Raw genomic sequence first — 22305 nt, forward strand, 5'->3', positions numbered from 1 at the left:
ATTATTACTTCTCCATAGCTAGTTTAGCAATTTCTTGTGGTTTATTAACGATCCATTCTGATTTTGCCGACTTTAATTCCGCAAAATCTCCAAAGCCATAAGTTACGCCAATGGCTTTCAAATTATTCTTATGTGCCCCCACAATATCACTGCTACGATCCCCAACCATAACAAGATTATTAGTGTTCAACTCAACTGAAGTTTTATCGATTCCGTAAGAAATTACGTCTTCTTTTAAAGAACGGACTGATTCATCTTCAGCAGCGCCAAACACATGTCTAACATATTTTTTCATATCTAATTGATCAATGATTTTCTTTGCAAAAATCTCTGGTTTAGAAGTCGCAATAAAGATTTCTTTATCAGCTGCCTTTAAGGACTCCATCATATCATAAACGCCATCAAAAACGCTGTACTCTTCCCAGCCTTCTTCTTGATAATATTCTCTAAAAGCATTTATACTTTGTGTAATAAAAGGATCATCTGCCGCCACATGGTCGTACTTTTGGAGAGATGCACCAATCGTTGGTCCAATATAAGAGTGCAATGTGGCATCATCGTGTGGAACGTATCCCAAAGTATGCTTGTACATATACTTTAAACTCTTCATGATACCAATTTCGGAGTTAATGATAGTTCCATCTAAATCAAAAAATAAATTGTTCAAATTAAATTCATCCTTTTATGTTAAATTTAAGTTATGTAAAGAGTATATAGCATTCAATAGAAAATAACTAACAGTCGCAGGTAGAGTATGGTAAAAATCAAACGACCTGAAAAATATACTGATCTCGATTCAGGATTGACTCAAAAGCAAGTTAATTCTCAGGTACAAAAGGGCCTTATAAACGTTCAAGTTAAAAAGTTATCCCGGCCAATACCAAGAATTTTGGCTGATAATTTATTCACACTATTCAATCTTTTAAACTTAGTAATTGCAATCCTCATCTTTTGGACAGGCTCATATCGTAACCTGTTCTTCTTAGGACCAGTGATTGCCAATATTATTATCGGAAGTTATCAAGAAATTCGTGCCAAAATCACCGTTGATAAAATTAGTCTGGTTTCTTCGGCAAATTTTGATGTCACGCGAGATAGCCAAGTGAAAAATGTTGATATCTCTGACTTAGTAGAAGACGACATCGTTTTGATAAAACGTGGCGATACTATTCCCGCTGATGGAATAGTACGTTATTCAAATGGTCTCCAAACTAATGAATCAAGCATCACTGGTGAAGCTGACACTATTAGTAAAACTAAAGATGACGAAGTATTCTCAGGTAGTTTTGCCATTGCTGGACAAGCTAAAATTCAACTAACTCAAGTAGGCCATGAAAGTTTTGTTTCTAAACTATCATCGGCCGTTGGTAAAGAAAAGCGTTCTGTCAGTGTCTTGATGAAAATCATCAATAATATTATTAAGATTTTAACATACACTATCATCCCTATCGGACTAATGTTGTTTTTCCGTTCCTATCTAAAAAACGGCAATATCGCAAAATCAATTCTAGGAACTTCCGCTTCAGTTATTGGGATGATTCCCGAAGGGTTGGTCTTATTGACCGCCGTGGCTTTAGCAACTGGTGCTTACAATTTATCAAAGCGTCAAATCCTCGTTCGTTCTTTGAATGCCATTGAAACCTTAGCTCGAGTCGATACGCTTTGCTTAGATAAGACCGGAACCATTACCACCGGCAAGTTGACTGTTAAAAAAATTCTGACTTACCAAACATCCAAAGAAAAAGTTTTAGCCATCGCCCAAAAAATCGTTGATGTAACAAAAGAAACTAATGCCACTGCTCAAGCAGTCTTGGCCTTAAAATCAAAACCACTTGAAAAAGAAATCAAGGAAGTCATTCCTTTTTCTTCAGAAACAAAGTATTCAGGATTCGTTGATACAAATGGTGTCCGTTATTTAATGGGTGCTCCCGAATTCATTATTAAAGAACCAACAAACGAAACTAAAGAAACATTAGAAAAAGCTGCCCAAAAGGGGTTTAGAATTATCGCCATCTTAAAAGAAAAACCTCAACAAGAGATTTTAGGGATGTTGCTGATTTCCGATGAAGTCAGAGAAAATGCTCCCTCGACTTTTGAGTACCTCAAGAACCAAGGAATCGATTTAAAAATCATCTCGGGTGATAATCCAGTAACAGTCGCAAACGTCGCCAAACAGGCTGGTATCGCCTCAGGACATGACTATATCGACATGAACCAGCTTGGCGATGAAGTCGACTATCGTGATTTAGTTAAAAAATATAAAATTTTTGGTCGAGTTCGTCCCAGCCAAAAAGCTACTTTGATTCAAGCCATGCAAGATAATGGTCTGACTGTGGGTATGACTGGCGATGGAGTCAACGATGTCTTAGCAATGCGTCAATCTGATTGTAGCGTGGCAATTGCTGGTGAAAGTGATGCTGCAGAGGCTTCAGCTGATTTCGTCTTATTGAATCGCAATTTTGATTCAATGATCTTCATGCTCAATGAAGGACGTCGAGTTATCAATAATGTTGAAAGAGTTGCTTCTTTGTTCTTAATTAAAACGATTTATTCAGTTGTTCTTTCAATTCTCTTCATAATATTAGGAACCGGCTATCCTTTCCAGCCTTCTCAATTAACGCCTATCAACGCTTTGACAGTTGGAATTCCAACCTTCTTACTAGCTTTAGAGCCAAACTATACGCCACCAGCTGGTCGTTTTATGAGAAATGTCATGGAAATTGCTCTACCAGCAGCAATCTGCAATATTTTATTTATCGTAGCTATTTCAATTCTAGGCAATCACTTTAACTTTTCTTATGAGACAACTTCGACGCTTTCGGTCTTCACGATTGGGATCATCGGTTATTATGCTTTAATTTCCATCAGCAATCCGCTCTACAATCGCAAGAAGATTATGATTGGAATTTCCTTTGCTTTGTTTATCGTCACTTTCATTTTTAGTGAAAAAGCCTTTGGTTTACAGAGCATTCTCAATTTAAACTACACTTATCTATACATTGCCATCTTCTTAATTGCTTGGCCGCTCTTCATGTTCATGCGTGAGGTTCTAGGTCGGCGGGTCTTTTCAAAAATCAATTGGAAGTAAGACAAAAGCCATTTTCCACAAATTACGTGGGGAACGGCTTTTTTTAACGACTAACTTTCATAATTAATGAAATAACATAAATAAAAATAATTAGGACAATCGCATAAATAATACTTTTCAAAACCGCCCCAATTGGAAAAGCCGCAACGACGGCGACAATTCCAGCAGCAACAACTGCAGCAAGAATCAATTTAATCAGCTGTTTCATCCAAATACCTCCAACTACTTCAATCCATCTAATCAAACAAATACTAACATCTAAAATGTGTAGAAAAAAGAGTGATATCAATTAAATTCCCAAATGATATCACTCTTTGCATATATATGATTACTTTTTTAACGTTTACGATGTCTCATAAATGTATTGTGATTTTTTTCCATACCACATAAGTAGACAACTGAGAGAATAACGACCGCAAACAGCGTCAAAATGGCATTAGGTTGATTTAAGAAAAGCAAGATAATTGCTATTACAACTAAGCTACAAATAGATATTCCCAAAGTTAGCCACGGTACTTTATCTTTCATAATTATTACCTCTTCGCCATGAGATTTTACTACATTATGAAAGATTTTGTTAAATCACGCAATCAAGACATCCTAAAATTTTACAATTCGTCTCCATTTGATTCGATGACTTTCTTATACCAGTAATAACTCTTCTTAGGTGTCCGACTGAAGTCGCCCTTTTGGTCATCGTCACGATTTACATAAACGAAGCCGTAACGTTTAGCCATTTGACCAGTACCAGCAGAAACTAAGTCGATACAACCCCAAGGAGTATAACCGATCAAATCAACGCCATCTTTGATGGCTTCTTTCATTTGTTCGATATGACCTTTGAGATAGTCGATACGATAATCATCATTGATCGAACCATCGGCTTCGACTTTATCACGAGCACCAAGTCCATTTTCAACGACCATGATAGGAATTCCATAACGACCATAAACATCATTTAGATACCAACGAAGTCCCTTAGGATCCATGCTCCAGCCCCATTCGCTGTACTTGAGGTAAGGATTCTTAACACCAGTTGAGAAGTTACCAGCAGATTCGCCTTTACTCTTATCAGTTGTTAAAGTATTTGATGAATAGTAACTGAAGGTATAGTAATCAACAGTTCCTTCCTTTAATACTTCAGCATCTTCGGCCGTGATATTCAATTTAACATTGTGTTCATCCCAGAAACGTTGAGCAAAATGTGGGTAAGCTCCACGAACTTGAACGTCTCCACAATAGTAATTATTGATTTCATTAGCTAATTGAGCTTTCAAGACATCATCTGGATTAGATGTTAATGGATAGTTGACGTTACCAGCAATCATGCAACCAATCATATTGTCAGAACTAATCTTATGACCAATTTTAACTGCTAAAGCACTAGCAACGAATTGGTGGTGAAGTCCTTGAAGATTATTTTGAATATCTTCATCAGTCATTTCACCGTTGAATGGGGCGCCACCGTCTTTAATAGGAAGTCCAAGTGACATATAGCCGCCAAACAACATTCCGATATTGATTTCATTAAATGTTAACCAGTACTTTACTAATCCTTTATATTCTGTAAATAAAGTCTTTGCGTATTTTACATAGAAGTCGATAACTTTACGACTGTCCCAGCCACCATAAGCTTCAGTCAAGTGGTAAGGCATTTCGTAGTGAGAAATTGTAACTAGAGGTTCAATGCCATACTTGTGGCATTCCTCAAAAACATTGCGATAAAAATCCAAACCTTTTTGATTAGGTTGTTCATCATCGCCATTAGGGAAAATTCTCGTCCAAGCAACTGACATCCGATATGTCTTATATCCCATGCCAGCAAGCAACTTGATATCTTCCTTATAGTGGTGGTAAAAATCACTACCTTCGTGAGATGGATAATAAGCATTGGGCTTAATGTCTTTTGTGAAGACACGTGCTTTATCATAAGTACCACCTAACAAAAGGTCGGCCGTGCTGACACCCTTGCCATCAACATTCCAGGCACCTTCGTATTGATTGGCGGCAGTAGCTCCACCCCATAAAAAGTTCTTTGGAAATTCTGTCATTTTCATTACTCCTTCTTTTTTGACTATATTTACATGGTAACGCTTTCTGATAAATCGGACCATCAATCATTGCAAATCAATAATTTTATCTCCATGATCGACTCGACCATCAGTTAAGACTTTAACATCGTTATAATTCTTACTATTTGTAACAATTATTGGCGTCGTTACGTCATAACCTTTATTAGTAATTTCATCAACATCGAATTCCATCAAAAGCTGACCTTTTTTAACTTCTTGATCTTGTTCAACATGACTAGTAAAGCCTTTACCTTCAAGTTGAACCGTATCCATTCCAATGTGAATCAATAGTTCAGCGCCATCTTTAGAGTTGAGTCCAATGGCATGTTTCGTTGGAAATACAACGCTGACTTTACCATCAACTGGTGAATAAACTTTCCCTTCATCAGGCAAGATAGCAATACCTTTACCCAATGCTTTGGAAGCAAACACTTCATCCTTAACTTCACTTAATGGTTCAAGCGAACCTTTGATTGGACTGACGATTGTTTCTGGTGTAACTGCTTCTTTTTCAACTGTTTCTGGAGCAGCTGTTGTTGTGGCTACATTTGAATCAGCCATAGCTGTTGCTAATTGTGGTTCTGAATTAGTATTTGTTTTATTAACTGTTTTTACTTTAGAATTTTCATTCTTTAAATCTTCTTTACTGAAACCAAATAGCATTGAAAGTCCCCAACCGGAAACAAATGAGATAAGCATAGAAATCAAAGCTCCATAAAATCCCATATCGATACCTTTAGGACTAATCAAACTAGGCAAAACGAAGACTCCTAGACCACCAGTCATATAATATTTAGTAGCAAATAATCCGAGGAAGGCACCACCAATTGCGGCACCAATACAACTCATTGCAAAGACTTTTTTACGTGGCAAAGTAATACCATAAATAGCTGGTTCTGTGATTCCAAAAATACCTGACAAGAAAGCGGACCAACCAAGACCCTTAACTTTCTTACTCTTAACTTTCATAATAACAGCCAAAACAGCACCGATTTGTGCAAATGAAGCACCAATAATCATGGCTAGAATTGGATCATAATGAATAGATTGTAAATTCAACATTTGTAGTGGAACAATTCCCCAGTGCAAACCAAAGATAACAAGAACTTGCCATAAACCACCAAGTACAATTCCTGTTACAACTGGTGTTAAATTGTAAAGTCCTGTAGCACCAGCAGCTAAGGCATCACTGATCCAGGAAGCAATAGGACCAATAATCAATAGTGTCAATGGAACAACAATCAGCAAAGTAAAGAATGGTACCAAGAAAGTTTTAACAACTGTTGGAATAATCTTCTTCAAGTACTTTTCGACTTTAGAAGCTACCCAAACAGCTACGATAATAGGAATAACTGATGAAGTGTAATTCATCATAATTACCGGAATCTTCAAGAATGTTAGGTGAATTGGTGAAGATAACATGGTACCTGAAAACAACGTATACAATGGTTTCCCAGTAACTGCTGTTGGATTTAAAGCGACAATTGTTGGATAAACCAAAGAAGCACCAATTGTCATTCCGATAAATCCATCCAAGTGGAACTTCTTTGCGGCTGAAGAACCTAAAACAACCGGCAAGAAGTAGAAGAATGAATCACCAATAGCATATAGAACTACATATGTACCTGACTTCTCTGTAACTAGTCCAGCTGACAAAAGAATCGTAGCTAGTCCTTTAATCATACCGGTAGCAGCTAAGATACCTAAAGTTGGAGCGAAGATACTAGAAATCAAATCAATAAGTTTATCTAATAAACTCATATGCTTTTCATCTTCGCCGTCATCATCGGGAACGGTTCCACCCCCAGCTAAATTACCAACTTTTAAAACATGGTCGTAAACATCGGCGACTTCATTACCAATAACAACTTGATATTGACCAGCACTTTGAACAACTGTGACGACGCCGTCAGTATCTTTTAGTTCTTCTGTATTAGCTTTTTTATCATCTTTTAATCTAAAACGTAATCTTGTAGCACAGTGGACGACACTGTTAACATTGCCACTGCCACCAACGAGTTTAACAATTTTCTTTGCTAAACCATCGTAGTCCTTAATCATAATTTCCCTCCTTTTGGCAAACAAAAAAGCCCAAGACAACACACCATTAGTTGAATAGTTAAACTAACAATGTGATTTCTTGAGCTGATGCCTGCCTAACAGTAACACGCTTTTATAAAAATCAATTGCTGCGATGGGTCACACGCCAAACGTGCAAGATTAGATAAACTCGATCATTTTGCGTTAGTGCCCAACCTTTAGTATTTCTTAAAAATGTACAAATCTTTTGAACGGTCAAATTTTCTTGAGGGTATTTGGAAATTATCAATTTCAACAAACTTGGATCCAATTGTTCGTCCGTTGATTTTTTTGATTTTATTTTCCGAATCAAGAAATTCCTCAAATGTGAAACCAAGCGACTATAACTGAATGACTCATCATCCAAAGTACAATGATAACTTAATTGAATAATATTAATTATATCTGACATCATTTTAGAAATTTGAATTGTGTCTTGAAGACTTTCCTTCTCATTTTCCAAATTTACAAAGTGGTATGTTAAAAATGTCAGCTCATCCTTAGGAATATTCAATTCTAAATCCTTATTAATGATTTTTAAAGCTCTCACTGAAGCCTGGTATTCTTTGGGATATAATTTCTTTACTTCCCAATTGACTGCCCGATCCGTAAACTCAATGTGTTCCTTAGCTCGTGTCCGAGCAAAATTAAGATGGTCAGCTAAAATAAGAAATTGATAATCATTGAATTTTAACTTGAGAAATAATTCAACATCTTTAACGACATCTGCTGTCACGTTGATTATCTCCTCATCATAATCTTCTAATGTATCAATATCATGAGTATCTTCTGATTTGAATCGTTGGGTTATCTTTGATGCGTCCACCAAATCGCCTGTTTTTTTTCCAAATCCAATGCCCTTACCTATAACTATCCACTCAACGTCACGGTCATCGATCACAAGGGCTGCATTATTATTATAATTTTTTTCAAATTTCAAAAATCGACCCCTCCAAAAAAATACCTACTAAGTACACACTTATACAGTGTATTATAGTAGGTTTATGCCTGATCGAATCAGTAACACGCTTCGTTTACGCTTTTTATACTAGCTTCTTCTGTAAGCGCTGTCAAATATTTTTTTAAAGTTTATTTTTAGTTTTTTAATTATTTATTGATAAACGATAAAAATATATTGTTTATCAATAAATAGAGAGCTACAATTATTTTAATAACTATTAGGAGATTCAAAACATGCAAATCAAAACTACTCTTTTGAAATTAGTTACATTAATAATTGATGGCTTTACACTTTTATTTGCTTTTATGTTAATGATGGGATTAATCAATTCATTTCAAACACACTCTCTTTTCAAATTACAAATTATGACGAGTGTTTTCTTATATATTGCTTGCTTGATTATTTTATTTATCAGTCACTATTTATATCGAATTTTTCATTTGATTGATATTCATGACTTCTTCAGTCCTAAGGCTTTACGCTTTGTTAAAAACGTTCGCTATTTATTTACGCTTTTGTTCTTAGCCATTATGGGAATCATGCCCTTTGTTTATCATTCAGCTGATTTAGGGGATGCTCCGGGATTAATTGTCATTACACTTGCAATTGCCTTTATTCCTCTAGCAATTGCTGCTTTTATTTCAGCAATGGAAAAGATATTGATCAATTCAAGCAAGTTCAAGCAAGAAAACGAATTAACAATTTAGGTGTTTTTATGATAAAAATAAATTTAGATTTAATGCTTTTAAAAAGAAATATGACTGTCACTGAACTAGCAAAAGAAGTCGGTATCACGCAAGCTAACATCTCAATTTTAAAAACTGGCAAGGCTAAGGCAATTCGTTTTTCAACTTTAGAAAAAATCTGCCAAGTTTTAAAATGTCAGCCTGGTGATATTTTGGAATATGTACCGTTATAACGTAGCTTGACGGATTGTCTAAGCCTAATTAAGTGCTTTATCAAGCTTTCTTTTGAATTCTTCACAAAATCATCAATCATTCTTTAAAAAGAATGATTTTTATTATGCTAAGATTCTTTTAATGAATGAGAAAGGAGCCTAGACAATGACTAAAACAATTTTAATTGCTCTAGATATTAATAAAATTCCTTATGTTACAAATCCTGAAGTTATTCTTACTTTAGGTACTCAAAAAATTTGGTACACTACTAGTACCAAAGCAATTACGGTACCCAAACGCATCAAATTAGCCGATTCATTGCTTAATTCATTCATCAAGAAATTCTTCAAGAAATCAACCAAACGAGATATTTTTACATTCAACTATTTTACTAAACATGCTAAAAAATACTTAAAGAAAAATAATTATGATCAAGTAATTTTTGAAAACAATCAATTAAAAAACAAAATTTTACCTAACTTAACTAATGAACATCAATATGTTGCTAAGAACTCATTAGCCTAGAAACCTTTTCTGAGATAACGCTCAGGAGAGGTTTTTTATTTTTAAAGCGAAAATGCTTGACCTAAAGTTAACTTCATGGATTAAGATACTTTAATTAACCGTAAACAGAAAGTGAGTCATAATCTATGGAAACACCAATTTTAAATACCATTAATCAACCAAAAGATTTAAAAAAGCTTGATGTAAAGCAATTAACACAATTAGCATCAGAAATACGTTATCTTTTGCTCAACAAAGTCAGCCAAACTGGTGGACATGTTGGTCCAAACTTGGGCGTCGTTGAACTAACGATTGCTTTTCACACAATCTTTAATTCCCCAATCGACAAAGTTGTTTGGGATGTATCCCACCAATCTTACCCACATAAAATTTTGACCGGTCGTAAACAAGCTTGGTTAGACCCCAAACATTATGATGACGTCAGTGGTTTTACCGACCCTAAAGAAAGTCCTCATGACTATTTCAATATCGGTCACACTTCAACTTCAATTGCTTTAGCAACTGGAATGGCTTCTGCTCGAGACCTCCAAAATAAATCTGGCAATGTCATGGCTGTCATTGGTGACGGCTCATTATCAGGTGGCCTTGCTCTTGAGGGCTTGAACATTGCCGCTACCTTAAAATCAAATTTGATTATCTTAGTTAACGATAATGAAATGGCGATTGCTGAAGATCATGGCGGAATTTATGCAGGATTAAAAGAGCTCCGTGAATCTAACGGTCAAAGTAAGAATAATCTCTTTAAAGCAATGGGTCTAGATTATCGTTACGTTGAAAATGGTAATGATATTCAAACGATGCTCGATGCTTTTAAAGAAGTTAAAGATATCGACCATCCAATCGTTTTGCATGTCCACACACAAAAGGGACTCGGCTATCAACCAGCAATGGACCACAAAGAAGCCTTTCACTGGCATGTTCCTTTCGACCTTGAAACCGGCAAGACGCTTCACCCCACAACTGGCGAGACATACAACGACGTAATCCATGAACAACTCGAAAAAGAAATCAAAGACTATCAAACTCCAATTACAGCCATCACTGCCGCCATCCCCGGAAGTTATGATTTGAAACGCTTTGGTAAGAAGCATCCTGATCGCTACTTTGATGTTGGTATCGCTGAACAAGAAGCTATTACCTTTGCCGCTGGACAAGCCCAACAAGGATTGCGCCCCATTGCCTTTCAATCAGGAACTTTCTTGCAAAGAGCTTATGACCAATTGTCACATGACCTCGGTATCAACAAGTTACCTGTAACTATCATGGTCCAAGGTGGCAGTATCACAGCCGGCGACCCTACTCACCAGGGAATTTTTGACATCGCCATGTTGAGTAATATCCCCGGATTAACTTATCTAGCTCCCACAACTAAAGAAGAGCTATCAGCCATGATGCATTATGCATTGCACCAAAATGATGGTCCAGTTGCAATCAGAGTTCCAAGCAATAATGTTCATTCAGCTGAGTTGACTGATTTCGATGCTCACAAGATGAATATTTTACATCGTGGAAAAGAAGTAGCTATTTTAGGAGTTGGCAGTCTTTTGCCACTAGCAGAAACTGTTCAACAAAAATTAGCTCTTAAAAATATCGATGCAACTGTGATTGATCCTCGTGATATCTCTGAACTCGATGGAAAAACTCTTGAAGCACTCAAAAATAGTCATCAATTAGTTGTTACTTTGGAAGAAGCTAGTCTAAGCGGTGGCTTTGGTGAAAAAGTCAGCCACTTCTTCAATAACGCCGACATGAAAGTTCTTAACTTTGGCGCAGCTAAACGATTCAATGACCGTGAAACCACTGATGAACTATGGCACGAATTCAAATTGACACCAGAACAAATTACTGCAGAAATTACTGATAACTTATAATTTCATTGCATACAAAAAAGCTGAAATCTCTTGAAAATTCAAGGGGTTTCAGCTTTTTTAATATGATTATTTAATTGCGTCAGTGATATCTTCATTACCAGATACAATATTGATATCTTTTTTAATAGTTGAAGGAGTTTCAAGTGCTTCTGCAATAACTTTAGCAACATCAGCTCTTGCGATACTTCCACCTTCATAATTGCTTTGAATCCTAACTTTACCCGTTGCTTCATCTTCTGTTAAAGTTCCGGGGTGAATGATTGTGTAGTCCAAATCAGTCCCACGTAAATACTTATCAGCATAGTGTTTAGCAATGTAATATGGTCTGATTCCTGTTGCTTCCCACTTGCTTGGGTCATCACTATAAATGGCACTGACCATAATATAACGTTTGATTCCTAGTTCTTGTGAAGCGGCCATCGTCTTGATCGCTCCATCAAGGTCAATTTCAATTGTTAGAGCATCGCTTGCTCCACCAGCTCCGGCAGAAAAGACAACTGTATCAGCTCCAGAATATGCAATTGACTGCATGATGTCGCCTTTTGAAGCAGTTAAATCAATGTGTTGTGTTGCAAAACCTTCAGCTTCATAAGTCTTAATTTGATCTTGACTACGTAATCCAGCCACAAAATCAATTTTATTTGATTGTAATTCATTTACTAGCAAACGTCCCACTTTACCGTGGGCACCTATAATAAGTACTTTCATCGTATAAAGCCTCCTCGTGTACCATCACTTTAGCAACAAATAATTATTTTTTCCAATATTAAGTATTCAATTCAGTAATAAAATATTTACAGATTTTTATATAAATAAGCAAATAGGATTGATAACCCTTTATGATTATCAACCCTATTTGTTTTAACAATTATTCAATTACAGTAAAGCTCTTACGAACATCAAATAATGAATCGATTGATTCATTCATTTCTGTCATTCTTATGGCATCGCCAACAAGATCTGTCACAGAAAGAATCTTCAATTTATCAAATTTGCAATCATCTGGAATAACGATTGAATCTGATACGAGAACTTCCATCAAATCTGATGCTTCTAGTCTCTTAGCAGCATCTTTTGAGAAGATTGGATGCGTCGCAACAGCTGAAATAGTCTTTGCGCCTGCAGCTTGAAGTGCTTCAGAACTATTGATCATTCTAGTACCTGTATCAATCAAGTCATCAACGATAACACATTGTTTACCATCGACATCACCGATAATATCAGGAACAACGTCGTCATCTTCAGTTGATCTTTGATCAACGATAGCAATTTGTGAACCAAATACTTCAGCCAAAGCACGAGCACGTTTAGTTGAATTGTGATCAGGGGCTACAAAAACGAAATCATCTGGATTCTTGATTTTCTTTTCAAAGTAACTAGCGAAGATTGGCATTGCACGTAAGTGATCAACAGGAATATCGAAGAATCCTTGAATTTGATCGGCATGCATGTCGATAGCAATCACGCGATTAACTTTTCCTAATTCCAACATATTTGCGAACAGTTTAGCTGAAATAGGTTCTCTGGCACGAGACTTTCTATCTGAACGTGTGTAAGCAAAGTATGGCAAGACACATGTAATGCTTTGAGCACTTGCACGTCTCAAGGCATCAACAGCAATCATCAATTCCATGAAGTTGTCATTAACTGGGTCAGCAACTGAATGAATGATATAAACGTCTTTCCCACGTACACTTTCATTCATTTGGATGTTGATTTCACCATCACTAAAGTGTGAAACTGTGGCATCCAACAATGGAATGCCCATGTAATCAGAAATTCTTTTAGCTAATGGCTTGTTACCATTTAAAGAAAGTAAAGCAATTTCATCTAATGCATTATTAGACATATTTGTCCTCCAAAATTATATAAGCACTGGTCTATCAACAGGTTTACCCTCGTTTGCGATGACTAAACCCATGTCATTATCAGTTAAGGCACTGTTTTTATTCCGCATACCCGATTGTGAAACTATTGTAAACTTATACTTTAATTTTACACTCAAACGTAGGTATTTATCCAGTATATGTGAATCTATTTTTCCATTAAGATAAAGATGATAATCAGGATACTTCTTCATAATATTCTCGACTACCTTTTCATTATCATCATTTTTTAACTGAGCAACCGTTAAGGCAATCGCCACACGTTCAGCAAAATTACCAAGAAATTTATTCTTTTCGTCAGGTTTCAATTGTGGCTTACCGAAAACATTTTGTTTTATATAGTCTTCAACGCTAGTCATTTTCACCCCTCCATATGTCATAGTATAGCTGAGATTTGAACAAGATAAAAGCAACTAAACTGAGTTATTGTTTTCTCTATTAGCTCACATAATTGTATAATGTTTGTAAAGAGAAAGGATGTGTTACTTATGGACGAAATGGTATTTTTCAATCCCGGTGATGCAATTGCCAACTCAAAAGATTATGGCGAGGCAGTCCGTGGAGCACAAATTTATAAAGCAAAAGATCCCTATGAGTCATCCCTAGTCATTGCACAGGATATGACTGATAATAAAAGCTTCGCAGTTTATTTTGCAAAAGATGAAAAATCAAAAGTTAAAGATACTGATAAAGGCGTTGTACAGTATCATTTGAAGAAAAAAATCTAGAGCAAATCAGAGAGCGGAGCAGGACCGCTTAGACACCGAGGATTAAAGCAATTCGTGAAATAGATTTAACCGGAAGTGTCTGTCCTGCGCAGCTCGTTTCCACTATAAAAATAGAACGCGAAAAAGTTATTAAAATATAAACGTAGAAACTAAATATAGGCATGGCAATCAATTTTTCGTTTGATTGCCATGCCTATTAAATTTCTTATTACCAACCCTTTTTAACAATCTTATCGTTCAAATCTTTACATTGAGTGGTAAACCATTTCTCAAAATTAATTCCAAAATAAGAATAATGATAAACACCGATGCTATCATCAACTAATTGACAAAGTTCAGGGTATTTCTTAAAAGCATCCGTTTCCTTCATAGATACCAATAATTTTCTAGCCGTTCCACCAAACAACACTAAATGCTTAGGCTGAATTATCTTCCATTCTTCTACAAAAATATTAGCTGACTTTTGAAATATTTCCCTATTATCTTCAATAGCTTTAAATACTTCTATATTATTCTTTCTAACATCAGGACTTTCATCTAAATCATGATACTTTCTAGTACCCTTTTTGGATTTAGCTTGTTTTGCTTTATCCCAAGCTATATATTGCTTAGCTCTCTTTTCATCTAATTTTTTTGAATCATCAACAAATATCAAGGATTTATCTTTTTTTCTGGAGGCAAAAAAATCATTGGCTACATTAGAAGAATCGCTATCAACAACCCGCTTAATCACTTCAGTCGCATAGCACCCTCGAAACTTAGGATCATTTATTTGAAGATATAACTTCACCATATTCTGGTCTCTTTTATTATTTATCGGATTCTCATGGAAATTTTTCCATCCGGTTACAAGTTGTTCGTTTGCACGTGCAGCCACATTAAGATCTACAAACATAAAATCTCGATTAAATTTATTCTGCCCCTCACCACTATCCGTTAAAAAGTCTTCCTTGAATTTTAAGTCTAAATCATACTTTTCACGCAATTTGTTAGGCTTTATATCGTCTTGTTCAAAATCTTTTTTAATTTGTTCATTATCGGGCAGGCCCTTTTCGCATACTAAAAAAGATCCGAAACTGCTCATATGGACTTACTTACCTTTGCCTGTTGAATCGGCATTGTTTTCATCACAAAATTTAGTAGAAACTTTTTCTAAATTCTGTGCGACTTCTTTATTAGTTGTCATCATTAACTTCCTTAACCCACTTATCAAGCAACATCAACTGCTGCCGATTGTGGAAATAATGCTGTCCATCTGGTATCACCGTCAAAACAGCCGAATGGTTATTTACAAATTCATTCACAACCGAAATCGGTGTATGATCATCCTTTTCTCCATAAAGAATTTGCGTAGGAGCTTCCCATTTCAAAGGATGTTCTCTGATAAATTGTAAATACTTATAAGACAAAATTTCTCTTTGATTGATTTTGATTTCCTTTTGAGATTTCAAATCAGCTTCACTAAAACCAGCTGCGGTTAATTTATCCAACACATATTTTTCCATATCTAGCATTGGAGAGATAAACAACGCCTGGTCAAGTTCACAATCTTGCAAAGCTAACATCCCTAAATAAACGCCGATACTATTAGCGATTATCGAAATCTGGTCAGATTTTTTAGAAATTTCATCGTAAACTTCACGAATTTTTTTAGGAGCTAGCCAAGGCAGATATCCATCATAATCAATGCCAATAACTTCACTTTTTGGACAATCTCTTTGAAACCGTCTGGCTTCAGCAGCACTGCCGCCCATTCCATGAATGTATAAGATTACTTTTTTCAGTTTCATTAGCCTTCTCTCAAAAATTATTAATTATTCCGATAAGCAGTGATGTAATCTAATAATCTGAATAAGGTGATTTTATTTTGATTGGGGACTGGCTCACTTAGAATTTCATTAGCTGTTTGGTTAAGAACGGAACCCTTGATATAAGGAAAATCATTGACGACCATTTCCCGGACATTATCAGCAGCTGGTTCAATGTGAAATTGTAAGCCAATGACACGATGATTCATCACGAAACCTTGATTTTCCAAGTTATCATTTGAAAAGAGCAATTGGGCTTCATCAGGAACTTCAAACATTTCTTCATGCCAGTGCAAAACTGTCAATTCTTCGGGAATATCTAAAATTCTCGTATCACGACGATAAACTGGTCCCCAACCGACTTCTTTAGCGGGAGCTTTTTTAACTTCATATCCCATTGTCTTCACGATTTGTTGAGCTCCGTAACAAGCTCCAAAAATTGGTTTATCTTGGTCTAACAGTTCTTTAATTAGACTGCGCTCCTGTTTGATCCAATCCAAATCATCATTAGGACTCATTGGTCCGCCTAAAATTACCAACATATCAGTTTCTTTGGCTGTTGGTAAAAATCCATATTGATAAGGATGATAAACGTACATTTGGTGGTCATGCTCATTTGACCACTGTTGAATCATTCCTGGACCTTCATTTGGGGTGTGTTGCAAGACATTTATTCGCATAATTTTTCCTTTCGATGACGAGTATTAAGATAGTAATATTATAGCATCTCAACCGAGAAATTTATTTTTTCAAAAATATTTTGAAAGCATCTTTACCCAATTAAATGGTACTCTTAACTTGAATGCAGGTACAAAAAAAGCCGAGTTTTTAGCTCGACTAGCCTATTTCATATATATTAAATCTTGTCTTTCTCATTTCGAGAACTTTCCTTTAGTGTTCTGTGAACTTTCAATCTGGCAACGCCAATATCTCTGACATTCTCCATCGCAAATCGATTGGTAATGCTATCTTTTCGAGAGATGTAATGATAGAGCGGCTGATTGTCCAAATAAAAATTCTTAGCCAAGGTCGCATATTCGACGTTGAAAACTTGGTCTTCCATTAAATCGAGATCGGTTTGAAAAATCAAATGATTCTCTTCAATAATTGAACGGACGTAAGCTTTGTTCCACGTGTAACCCATTACGGTTCCAGTCATCTTGATAATTTGTTTGACGACCTCATCGCGACCGACGATTGACGTTTTATGTTTTGTGAACTTGTTCTTGACCTTGCCGTTCTCATTTTCATTGAAAAAACCACAAGTGACCATTTGGACGTTCTCTTGTTCAAAAATCGACAAGAAGTGTTCAACATAATTAGGTTCAACCCAATCATCACCGTCAATAAAAGTCACTAACTCACCGTCAGCCTTTGCTAAACCGGTATTACGAGCTGTGGAAACGCCAAAATTCTCGGTATGGCAAACTACATCAATCCAATCATAGTTTCGCTCATAAGAACGAATTATTTCTTGGGTAGAATCTGTCGAGCAATCGTCCACAATAATTAAATCAAAGTCTTGATTAGTCTGAGCAATTACTGAATCAATCGCACTAGAAATATAATCAGCTACGTTATAAGCTGTCATAATAATTGAAAGTTTCTTTTTCACCATATATCACCTTAGTAATATAATACTATAACGACCTAAATACGCAATGAATCGGGGAGGATTAAAATGAAGCGCATATTAAATCTTGAAGGTGCCATAAATTTACGTGAACTTGGTGGATACCCCACTAAAGATGGTACAACAATTAAATATAATAAACTCCTTCGTTCAGGAGATATAAGTAACTTAACAAATAAGTCTTTAAAATACCTTAAAAATTATGGATTGAAGTACGTCGTCGACTTCCGTTCCACTAGCGAGCAAAGGACTTGGGCCGATACGACCTCAAATTTTTATAAAATTTATTCTGACCCCGTTTACCCACTTCGAGGCAACGGGCAAAAACTAGTAAATTTAGTCAAGCACGATGAATATTCCTATTTGGGAGCAATTTATCAAAGCGTCGTTTTAGATGCTCATGGTCAACAAGCTTATCGGTTTCTTTTCAACTTGATGTTAGATAATGACCAAGATAAACAATCGTTACTCTTTCATTGTGCTGCCGGAAAGGATCGGACGGGAATTGGAGCTTTGCTCATCTTGAAAGCTCTGAACGTCGATTACGAGACCATCACTAAAGACTATCTTCTAACTAATTTAATGTATGAAGATACCAAAACTATCGAGAAGACTTTAAATGATAAAAACGGTAATCAAAGTATCAATAAAATGAATATGACCAAAGGTGACTTCCAAAGTATTACTTCAATTTTTTCTGCCATCGACCATTACTATGGCGATTTCGAAAATTATTTAAATACTGCTATGGGAATCGATAAAGATAAATTGGCTAAACTAAAAGCAATTTATACAGAATAATCACCTTTCTAATATTAATTTATATCAAACTAGATTGGAAAAGCCGATTTGCTTTTAGCTATAATAAACGTGCAGGGAGGACATCTCACCTCTTACCTCAAAATCCAGCTGTTCTCCCTGCAATGACCAATATCTAACATTTTCCATACCTAAAAGTTTGACTAATACAAAACCAACAATCGTTTTCCTCACTTATTCTTCCCGATAGGTGAGGTTTTTTATTATATAATTTTATTTTTTTAAGCAAACTCTAAGAATATTTTGTATAATTAAGATTCGGATATACAACATGTGACATTTCTGTGAACTTTCGCTGAATGTCTTCCTATAAAATGGGTTGTCTTGTATACTTATTTTGTCAACATAATGGAGGAATGCAAAAAATGTTTTGTCCAAATTGTGGCCATAAAGTCGATCCAGATCAGAAATTTTGTGATAACTGCGGCTACGCCCTAAAAAAGAAATCTACACAAGATACAAAAACTACTAGTGAACCAAAAGATGATGACACCATTCGTTCATTGTCTGAAATCGAAAATGAATTAAATCAAGAAGAACCTGAAAAAAAGGACACTAAAAAAGAGGCTCCTTTACAACAAGCCCCTGCTCAACAACGTGAATATGGATCTTTTGACCATCCAAATCACAATTCAACACCTCGTCCTGATCCAGAACCTGAAATGAAGACTTTTAACAAATCAACAACCACTTCAAATCGTTCTTCTTTCAGCAAGACAAGTGCTGATGAACCAATTGATGATAAGACTCAAGTCTATAGTAAAAATGACTTCAATCCAATTTCACAAAAGCCATACAAAAAAGCTCAAGAAGAAACACATCATAATACTTATGAAGACCCCATCAAGGATCCAATCAAAGATCCTTTTGGACCAACAGAAAGTGAACGTCGTGCCGCACAAGCTAAGATAAAAGCTGAAGAGGTCGACCCTAATGATGGTCTCATCCATAACATGATCAAATTTGCGAAGAATAACGCTTATATCAGTATTTTTGTAGTAATTATCCTTGCAATTTTATTGGTAGTAAAAAGAAATTATGGTTTTGTTGGTTTAGCAATTGCTATTATTGCTTGGTTCCTCTTATCGCAATTAGGACATGGTAATGAATTAGGTGCGAATAAGGCTTTGAAAAAAGAGACTTCTCTTAAAAAAGACTCTAATTCAAATCCTGACAATTCCCAAACACCAAATTCTGATTATCAAGCACGCCCTGCTCATCAAAAGAAACATGAAAAATACGACCGAGCAGCTGAAAGATTGAAGCCTAATAGAAAAACAACTCGGCAAAAAGTCATTATTGTAGCCTCAATCATTGGTTTTGTTGCTTCAATCAGTGGTCCATTTCTAGATGGCCTTTCACTATCAAGTACCATTGCCAACGCTGCTAACTATACAGCTAACCTTGGTGCTCAAAACACTTGGATTACTAATGGTTTTTCAGCAATTCGCTTGATTTGCTTTATGTCGCCTGTTATTGCTTTGATTGCTGGTTGTTTCAGATCACGTGGAAGTATTCGTATAACAAGAATCTTCACTCTATTGCCAACGATTCTCTACGCCGCTCTTTATGCAATTCTTTATGCCGGAGTAGTAAATTCAAGTGCTATCACTGGCCAAGTTGCTGTAACAACAAGTGGTTCTTTTGGAACTAGTTTTTATGTTCTAATTCTCACTTCAGTAGTTTCATTAGTAATGGCGTACTCATTACGTCCAAAACGAATTTAATAAAATACCTTTTCATTGTTAATTTAATAATGAAAAGGTATTTTTTATTCACTTTTTAATAAATAAATTCATAATATTTAGAATCATTACCTAATTATCCTCTGATATACTTATTTTATATAAGTGTATCGGAGGTTATTTTATGAAGAAAAATCATAAAAGTAATAAATTAAAATTATTTTTACTATTGTTGATTCCTTTGATACTTTTAATCGCTTCGTCAGCTTCATCATCACAAAAATCCGTTCAGGCAGATGATGAAGAAGTCGTCGTGACACCTAAATTTAAGCCAAATAACGATCCCGTGAAATTTTTAGGAATTTGGCTTTCTAATGGTTATGGACTTCAACCTAATGCCGATTCTTATACCACGGTCAATTCACCTGTTACCTTAAGAACCGATGCTGGAAGATCTGTCTGGTCAGTTCTTTTAGGGCTATTTGATAGTGCCCATTATCGCTGGTGGAAATCGACTGATGGCAAGAAATGGACTGAAGTTAGTAAAAGCGATAATGGTTATAAGAAAAATATGACTGTCACGCCAACAGAAGTGGGAACCGTTTGGTATCAACTGGATACTCAATACTACACATTACTTACGCCCCTGTTTAAAACGCATATCTACTCACAAGTTGCCGCTGTTCATGCTTTACCAGAACCAGTTGATGCACGGTCATTAGATGTGACAGTTGATGATGATTACCTCTACAACACTAGCGACGAGTTATCAAATACAACTTTTGCTCATGCTAAGCCAACGCCAAATAATGCTACTGGCGAACTAACTTGGTCAGTTGACGATACCTCTTTAGCCACAATTGATGAAGATGGTAAAATCACCGCCAATAATAAGGGTTTATCTGGTGATGTAAAAGTTACAGCCACAATGACCAACACCAATAGTCCAAATATCAGTGATTCAGTAATGGTTCACATTGGTGGTGGACTCGATGATCAAACTGTTAAATCAGGTCAAACAGCTACTTTCACTTTAAGAGGAAATACTGGTGGCAGTAGCGATGATGAAGATGAGAACTCTGGTTCCGTAACCGTTGATTGGTACAAGTATGCTCCAAATTCTGATACGAAAGTACTTGTATCCAGCGGTCAAGATACAAGTTATACGACCGATAAAAATACTATTAGTGACGACGGTTCATATTTCCAAGCCATCGTTACTTTGAAAACCGGTAAAATAACTAAAACTATTACCTCAAACAAAGCTAAGTTAACCGTCATCCCGGCAGGAACACCTGATATTCAAATCAATAATTCTATGCTCAATCAAACTTACTCTCATGAAGACAATACAGAACATGAACTGCACGACGTAATTACTGATGATGAAGTTACTTACCATGATACTTTGACTAATAAAAGTACTGAAGGATTACTAAAAGATGGTTTTTACGTTTTGCCATTGAAAAAAGGAACTGTTGTAAACTCAGTTAAAGTCGACGACAAAGCTATATCATCCGACCAATATTCAATTGTTAATCAAGGCGATAATGATAATTTAGTAATTGATATTGGTGATATCCCTGTCAGTGGGAATAAGGACATTCAAGTTTCGACAAGTGCTACAAACATTACCGAAAGTTCCAGTTTCCAATTCACGCCATACGTTTATGGAACTGACAATGATGGCGTCGTCTATCGTCAAGAAGGAACTTCAGAAACAATCAACTATTTGTCCAACCAAATCAAAGCTGACGTTCAAGATATCGACTTCGGAACGATTCATGCTTATGGGCAAAAAGGCCTGCAATACCGCCCTAGTGAAAGTAACGCTCCCAATAATATCGTTGATGGAAATGACGAGCGGCGCGATAAAAAGAAATTGAAAGTTTTCGTCTCTCAAAATACTCCGTTTACTGATGCTTATGGAAATACTCTACCTGTAAGTCTTCGGTACTATGAAAATGGAAACTATCTAGATGTTTTAAACAATAAAGTACCTGTGCAACAAGTTGAACAAGATGATAAATTTGAATCTATTTCTTGGGATAAGAAAGATGGTCTCTTATTATCCTATGACAGTTCAATCGGTTTTAAAGCTGGCAAATATTCTACTACCCTAACGTGGAATTTTGAAAACAGTCTATAATTCTACTAATTTTTCGACATAAAAACTTAAATTCCATTTTTGCAAATAAATTCCTCCTGAATTGGATATACTCTTTATTGGTATAGACATCTTAGGAGGAAT

The 22305-nt window shown here is 35.8% G+C and carries 22 protein-coding genes; 9 read left to right on the plus strand and 13 right to left on the minus strand.

Annotated elements, in window-relative coordinates; all coding sequences use genetic code 11:
• Nucleotides 1-4: 4 nt before the first annotated feature.
• Nucleotides 5-667 carry an HAD hydrolase-like protein gene (locus FHL06_RS03235; RefSeq protein WP_153384807.1) on the minus strand — a complete coding sequence of 221 codons (663 nt, stop codon included), beginning with the start codon at nucleotides 665-667 and terminating at the stop codon, nucleotides 5-7.
• Nucleotides 668-754: 87 nt separating this feature from the next.
• Here FHL06_RS03235 and FHL06_RS03240 point away from each other — a divergent pair, with 87 nt between their 5' ends.
• Nucleotides 755-3088, plus strand: coding sequence for an HAD-IC family P-type ATPase (locus tag FHL06_RS03240; RefSeq protein WP_153384808.1), 2334 nt, complete (start codon nucleotides 755-757; stop codon nucleotides 3086-3088).
• Between the two features lie 43 nt (nucleotides 3089-3131).
• On the opposite strand, the gene FHL06_RS03245 is transcribed toward FHL06_RS03240, so the two are convergent.
• The 5 genes from FHL06_RS03245 to FHL06_RS03265 form a co-directional block, all read right to left on the minus strand.
• Nucleotides 3132-3296, minus strand: coding sequence for a hypothetical protein (locus FHL06_RS03245; protein WP_153384809.1), 165 nt, complete (start codon nucleotides 3294-3296; stop codon nucleotides 3132-3134).
• Nucleotides 3297-3424: 128 nt separating this feature from the next.
• Nucleotides 3425-3616, minus strand: coding sequence for a hypothetical protein (locus tag FHL06_RS03250; protein ID WP_153384810.1), 192 nt, complete (start codon nucleotides 3614-3616; stop codon nucleotides 3425-3427).
• A gap of 80 nt (nucleotides 3617-3696) precedes the next feature.
• Nucleotides 3697-5139, minus strand: coding sequence for a glycoside hydrolase family 1 protein (locus tag FHL06_RS03255; RefSeq protein ID WP_153384811.1), 1443 nt, complete (start codon nucleotides 5137-5139; stop codon nucleotides 3697-3699).
• 66 nt (nucleotides 5140-5205) lie between these two features.
• The gene (locus FHL06_RS03260) at nucleotides 5206-7221 is read right to left on the minus strand and encodes a beta-glucoside-specific PTS transporter subunit IIABC (protein WP_153384812.1); all 2016 of its coding nucleotides are present in this window, start codon (nucleotides 7219-7221) and stop codon (nucleotides 5206-5208) included.
• 121 nt (nucleotides 7222-7342) lie between these two features.
• Nucleotides 7343-8179, minus strand: coding sequence for a PRD domain-containing protein (locus tag FHL06_RS03265; protein ID WP_153384813.1), 837 nt, complete (start codon nucleotides 8177-8179; stop codon nucleotides 7343-7345).
• Nucleotides 8180-8433: 254 nt separating this feature from the next.
• Between FHL06_RS03265 and FHL06_RS03270 the strand changes: the two genes are divergently transcribed.
• From FHL06_RS03270 to FHL06_RS03285, 4 genes are all read left to right on the plus strand, one after another.
• Nucleotides 8434-8907, plus strand: a complete 474-nt coding sequence (locus FHL06_RS03270) for a DUF2975 domain-containing protein (protein WP_153384814.1) — start codon at nucleotides 8434-8436, stop codon at nucleotides 8905-8907.
• 8 nt (nucleotides 8908-8915) lie between these two features.
• Nucleotides 8916-9119: a helix-turn-helix domain-containing protein gene (locus FHL06_RS03275; RefSeq protein WP_153384815.1), complete on the plus strand. Its 204-nt coding sequence runs from the start codon at nucleotides 8916-8918 to the stop codon at nucleotides 9117-9119.
• Between the two features lie 145 nt (nucleotides 9120-9264).
• A complete protein-coding gene (locus FHL06_RS03280) occupies nucleotides 9265-9624 on the plus strand; it encodes a hypothetical protein (protein ID WP_153384816.1) in 360 nt (119 codons plus the stop codon).
• A gap of 125 nt (nucleotides 9625-9749) precedes the next feature.
• Nucleotides 9750-11495: a 1-deoxy-D-xylulose-5-phosphate synthase gene (locus FHL06_RS03285; RefSeq protein WP_153384817.1), complete on the plus strand. Its 1746-nt coding sequence runs from the start codon at nucleotides 9750-9752 to the stop codon at nucleotides 11493-11495.
• A gap of 66 nt (nucleotides 11496-11561) precedes the next feature.
• On the opposite strand, the gene FHL06_RS03290 is transcribed toward FHL06_RS03285, so the two are convergent.
• The 3 genes from FHL06_RS03290 to FHL06_RS03300 all read right to left on the minus strand — a co-directional run bounded on the left by FHL06_RS03290 (nucleotide 11562) and on the right by FHL06_RS03300 (nucleotide 13740).
• Complete coding sequence (locus FHL06_RS03290) at nucleotides 11562-12203, minus strand: SDR family oxidoreductase (protein WP_153384818.1); 642 nt, start codon at nucleotides 12201-12203, stop codon at nucleotides 11562-11564.
• A 160-nt stretch (nucleotides 12204-12363) separates the two neighbouring features.
• The gene (locus tag FHL06_RS03295; protein ID WP_153384819.1) at nucleotides 12364-13344 is read right to left on the minus strand and encodes a ribose-phosphate diphosphokinase; all 981 of its coding nucleotides are present in this window, start codon (nucleotides 13342-13344) and stop codon (nucleotides 12364-12366) included.
• Between the two features lie 15 nt (nucleotides 13345-13359).
• Complete coding sequence (locus tag FHL06_RS03300; protein ID WP_153384820.1) at nucleotides 13360-13740, minus strand: YueI family protein; 381 nt, start codon at nucleotides 13738-13740, stop codon at nucleotides 13360-13362.
• Nucleotides 13741-13869: 129 nt separating this feature from the next.
• Between FHL06_RS03300 and FHL06_RS03305 the strand changes: the two genes are divergently transcribed.
• The gene (locus FHL06_RS03305) at nucleotides 13870-14109 is read left to right on the plus strand and encodes a hypothetical protein (protein ID WP_153384821.1); all 240 of its coding nucleotides are present in this window, start codon (nucleotides 13870-13872) and stop codon (nucleotides 14107-14109) included.
• A gap of 208 nt (nucleotides 14110-14317) precedes the next feature.
• On the opposite strand, the gene FHL06_RS03310 is transcribed toward FHL06_RS03305, so the two are convergent.
• The 4 genes from FHL06_RS03310 to FHL06_RS03325 form a co-directional block, all read right to left on the minus strand.
• A complete protein-coding gene (locus FHL06_RS03310; protein WP_153384822.1) occupies nucleotides 14318-15193 on the minus strand; it encodes a hypothetical protein in 876 nt (291 codons plus the stop codon).
• A 91-nt stretch (nucleotides 15194-15284) separates the two neighbouring features.
• The gene (locus FHL06_RS03315) at nucleotides 15285-15899 is read right to left on the minus strand and encodes an alpha/beta hydrolase (RefSeq protein ID WP_238333952.1); all 615 of its coding nucleotides are present in this window, start codon (nucleotides 15897-15899) and stop codon (nucleotides 15285-15287) included.
• A 20-nt stretch (nucleotides 15900-15919) separates the two neighbouring features.
• On the minus strand, nucleotides 15920-16597 hold the full coding sequence (locus FHL06_RS03320) for a type 1 glutamine amidotransferase (RefSeq protein WP_153384823.1): 678 nt from the start codon (nucleotides 16595-16597) through the stop codon (nucleotides 15920-15922).
• Nucleotides 16598-16773: 176 nt separating this feature from the next.
• Complete coding sequence (locus tag FHL06_RS03325) at nucleotides 16774-17532, minus strand: glycosyltransferase family 2 protein (RefSeq protein WP_162000217.1); 759 nt, start codon at nucleotides 17530-17532, stop codon at nucleotides 16774-16776.
• Nucleotides 17533-17598: 66 nt separating this feature from the next.
• Here FHL06_RS03325 and FHL06_RS03330 point away from each other — a divergent pair, with 66 nt between their 5' ends.
• The 3 genes from FHL06_RS03330 (at nucleotide 17599) to FHL06_RS03340 (ending at nucleotide 22203) form a co-directional block, all read left to right on the plus strand.
• Complete coding sequence (locus FHL06_RS03330; protein WP_153384825.1) at nucleotides 17599-18351, plus strand: tyrosine-protein phosphatase; 753 nt, start codon at nucleotides 17599-17601, stop codon at nucleotides 18349-18351.
• 383 nt (nucleotides 18352-18734) lie between these two features.
• Nucleotides 18735-20096: a zinc ribbon domain-containing protein gene (locus FHL06_RS03335; RefSeq protein WP_162000218.1), complete on the plus strand. Its 1362-nt coding sequence runs from the start codon at nucleotides 18735-18737 to the stop codon at nucleotides 20094-20096.
• A 142-nt stretch (nucleotides 20097-20238) separates the two neighbouring features.
• A complete protein-coding gene (locus FHL06_RS03340; protein WP_153384827.1) occupies nucleotides 20239-22203 on the plus strand; it encodes an Ig-like domain-containing protein in 1965 nt (654 codons plus the stop codon).
• Nucleotides 22204-22305: the final 102 nt, after the last annotated feature.

It is taken from the genome of Companilactobacillus halodurans (genome assembly GCF_009600985.1).
Lineage (GTDB): Bacteria > Bacillota > Bacilli > Lactobacillales > Lactobacillaceae > Companilactobacillus > Companilactobacillus halodurans.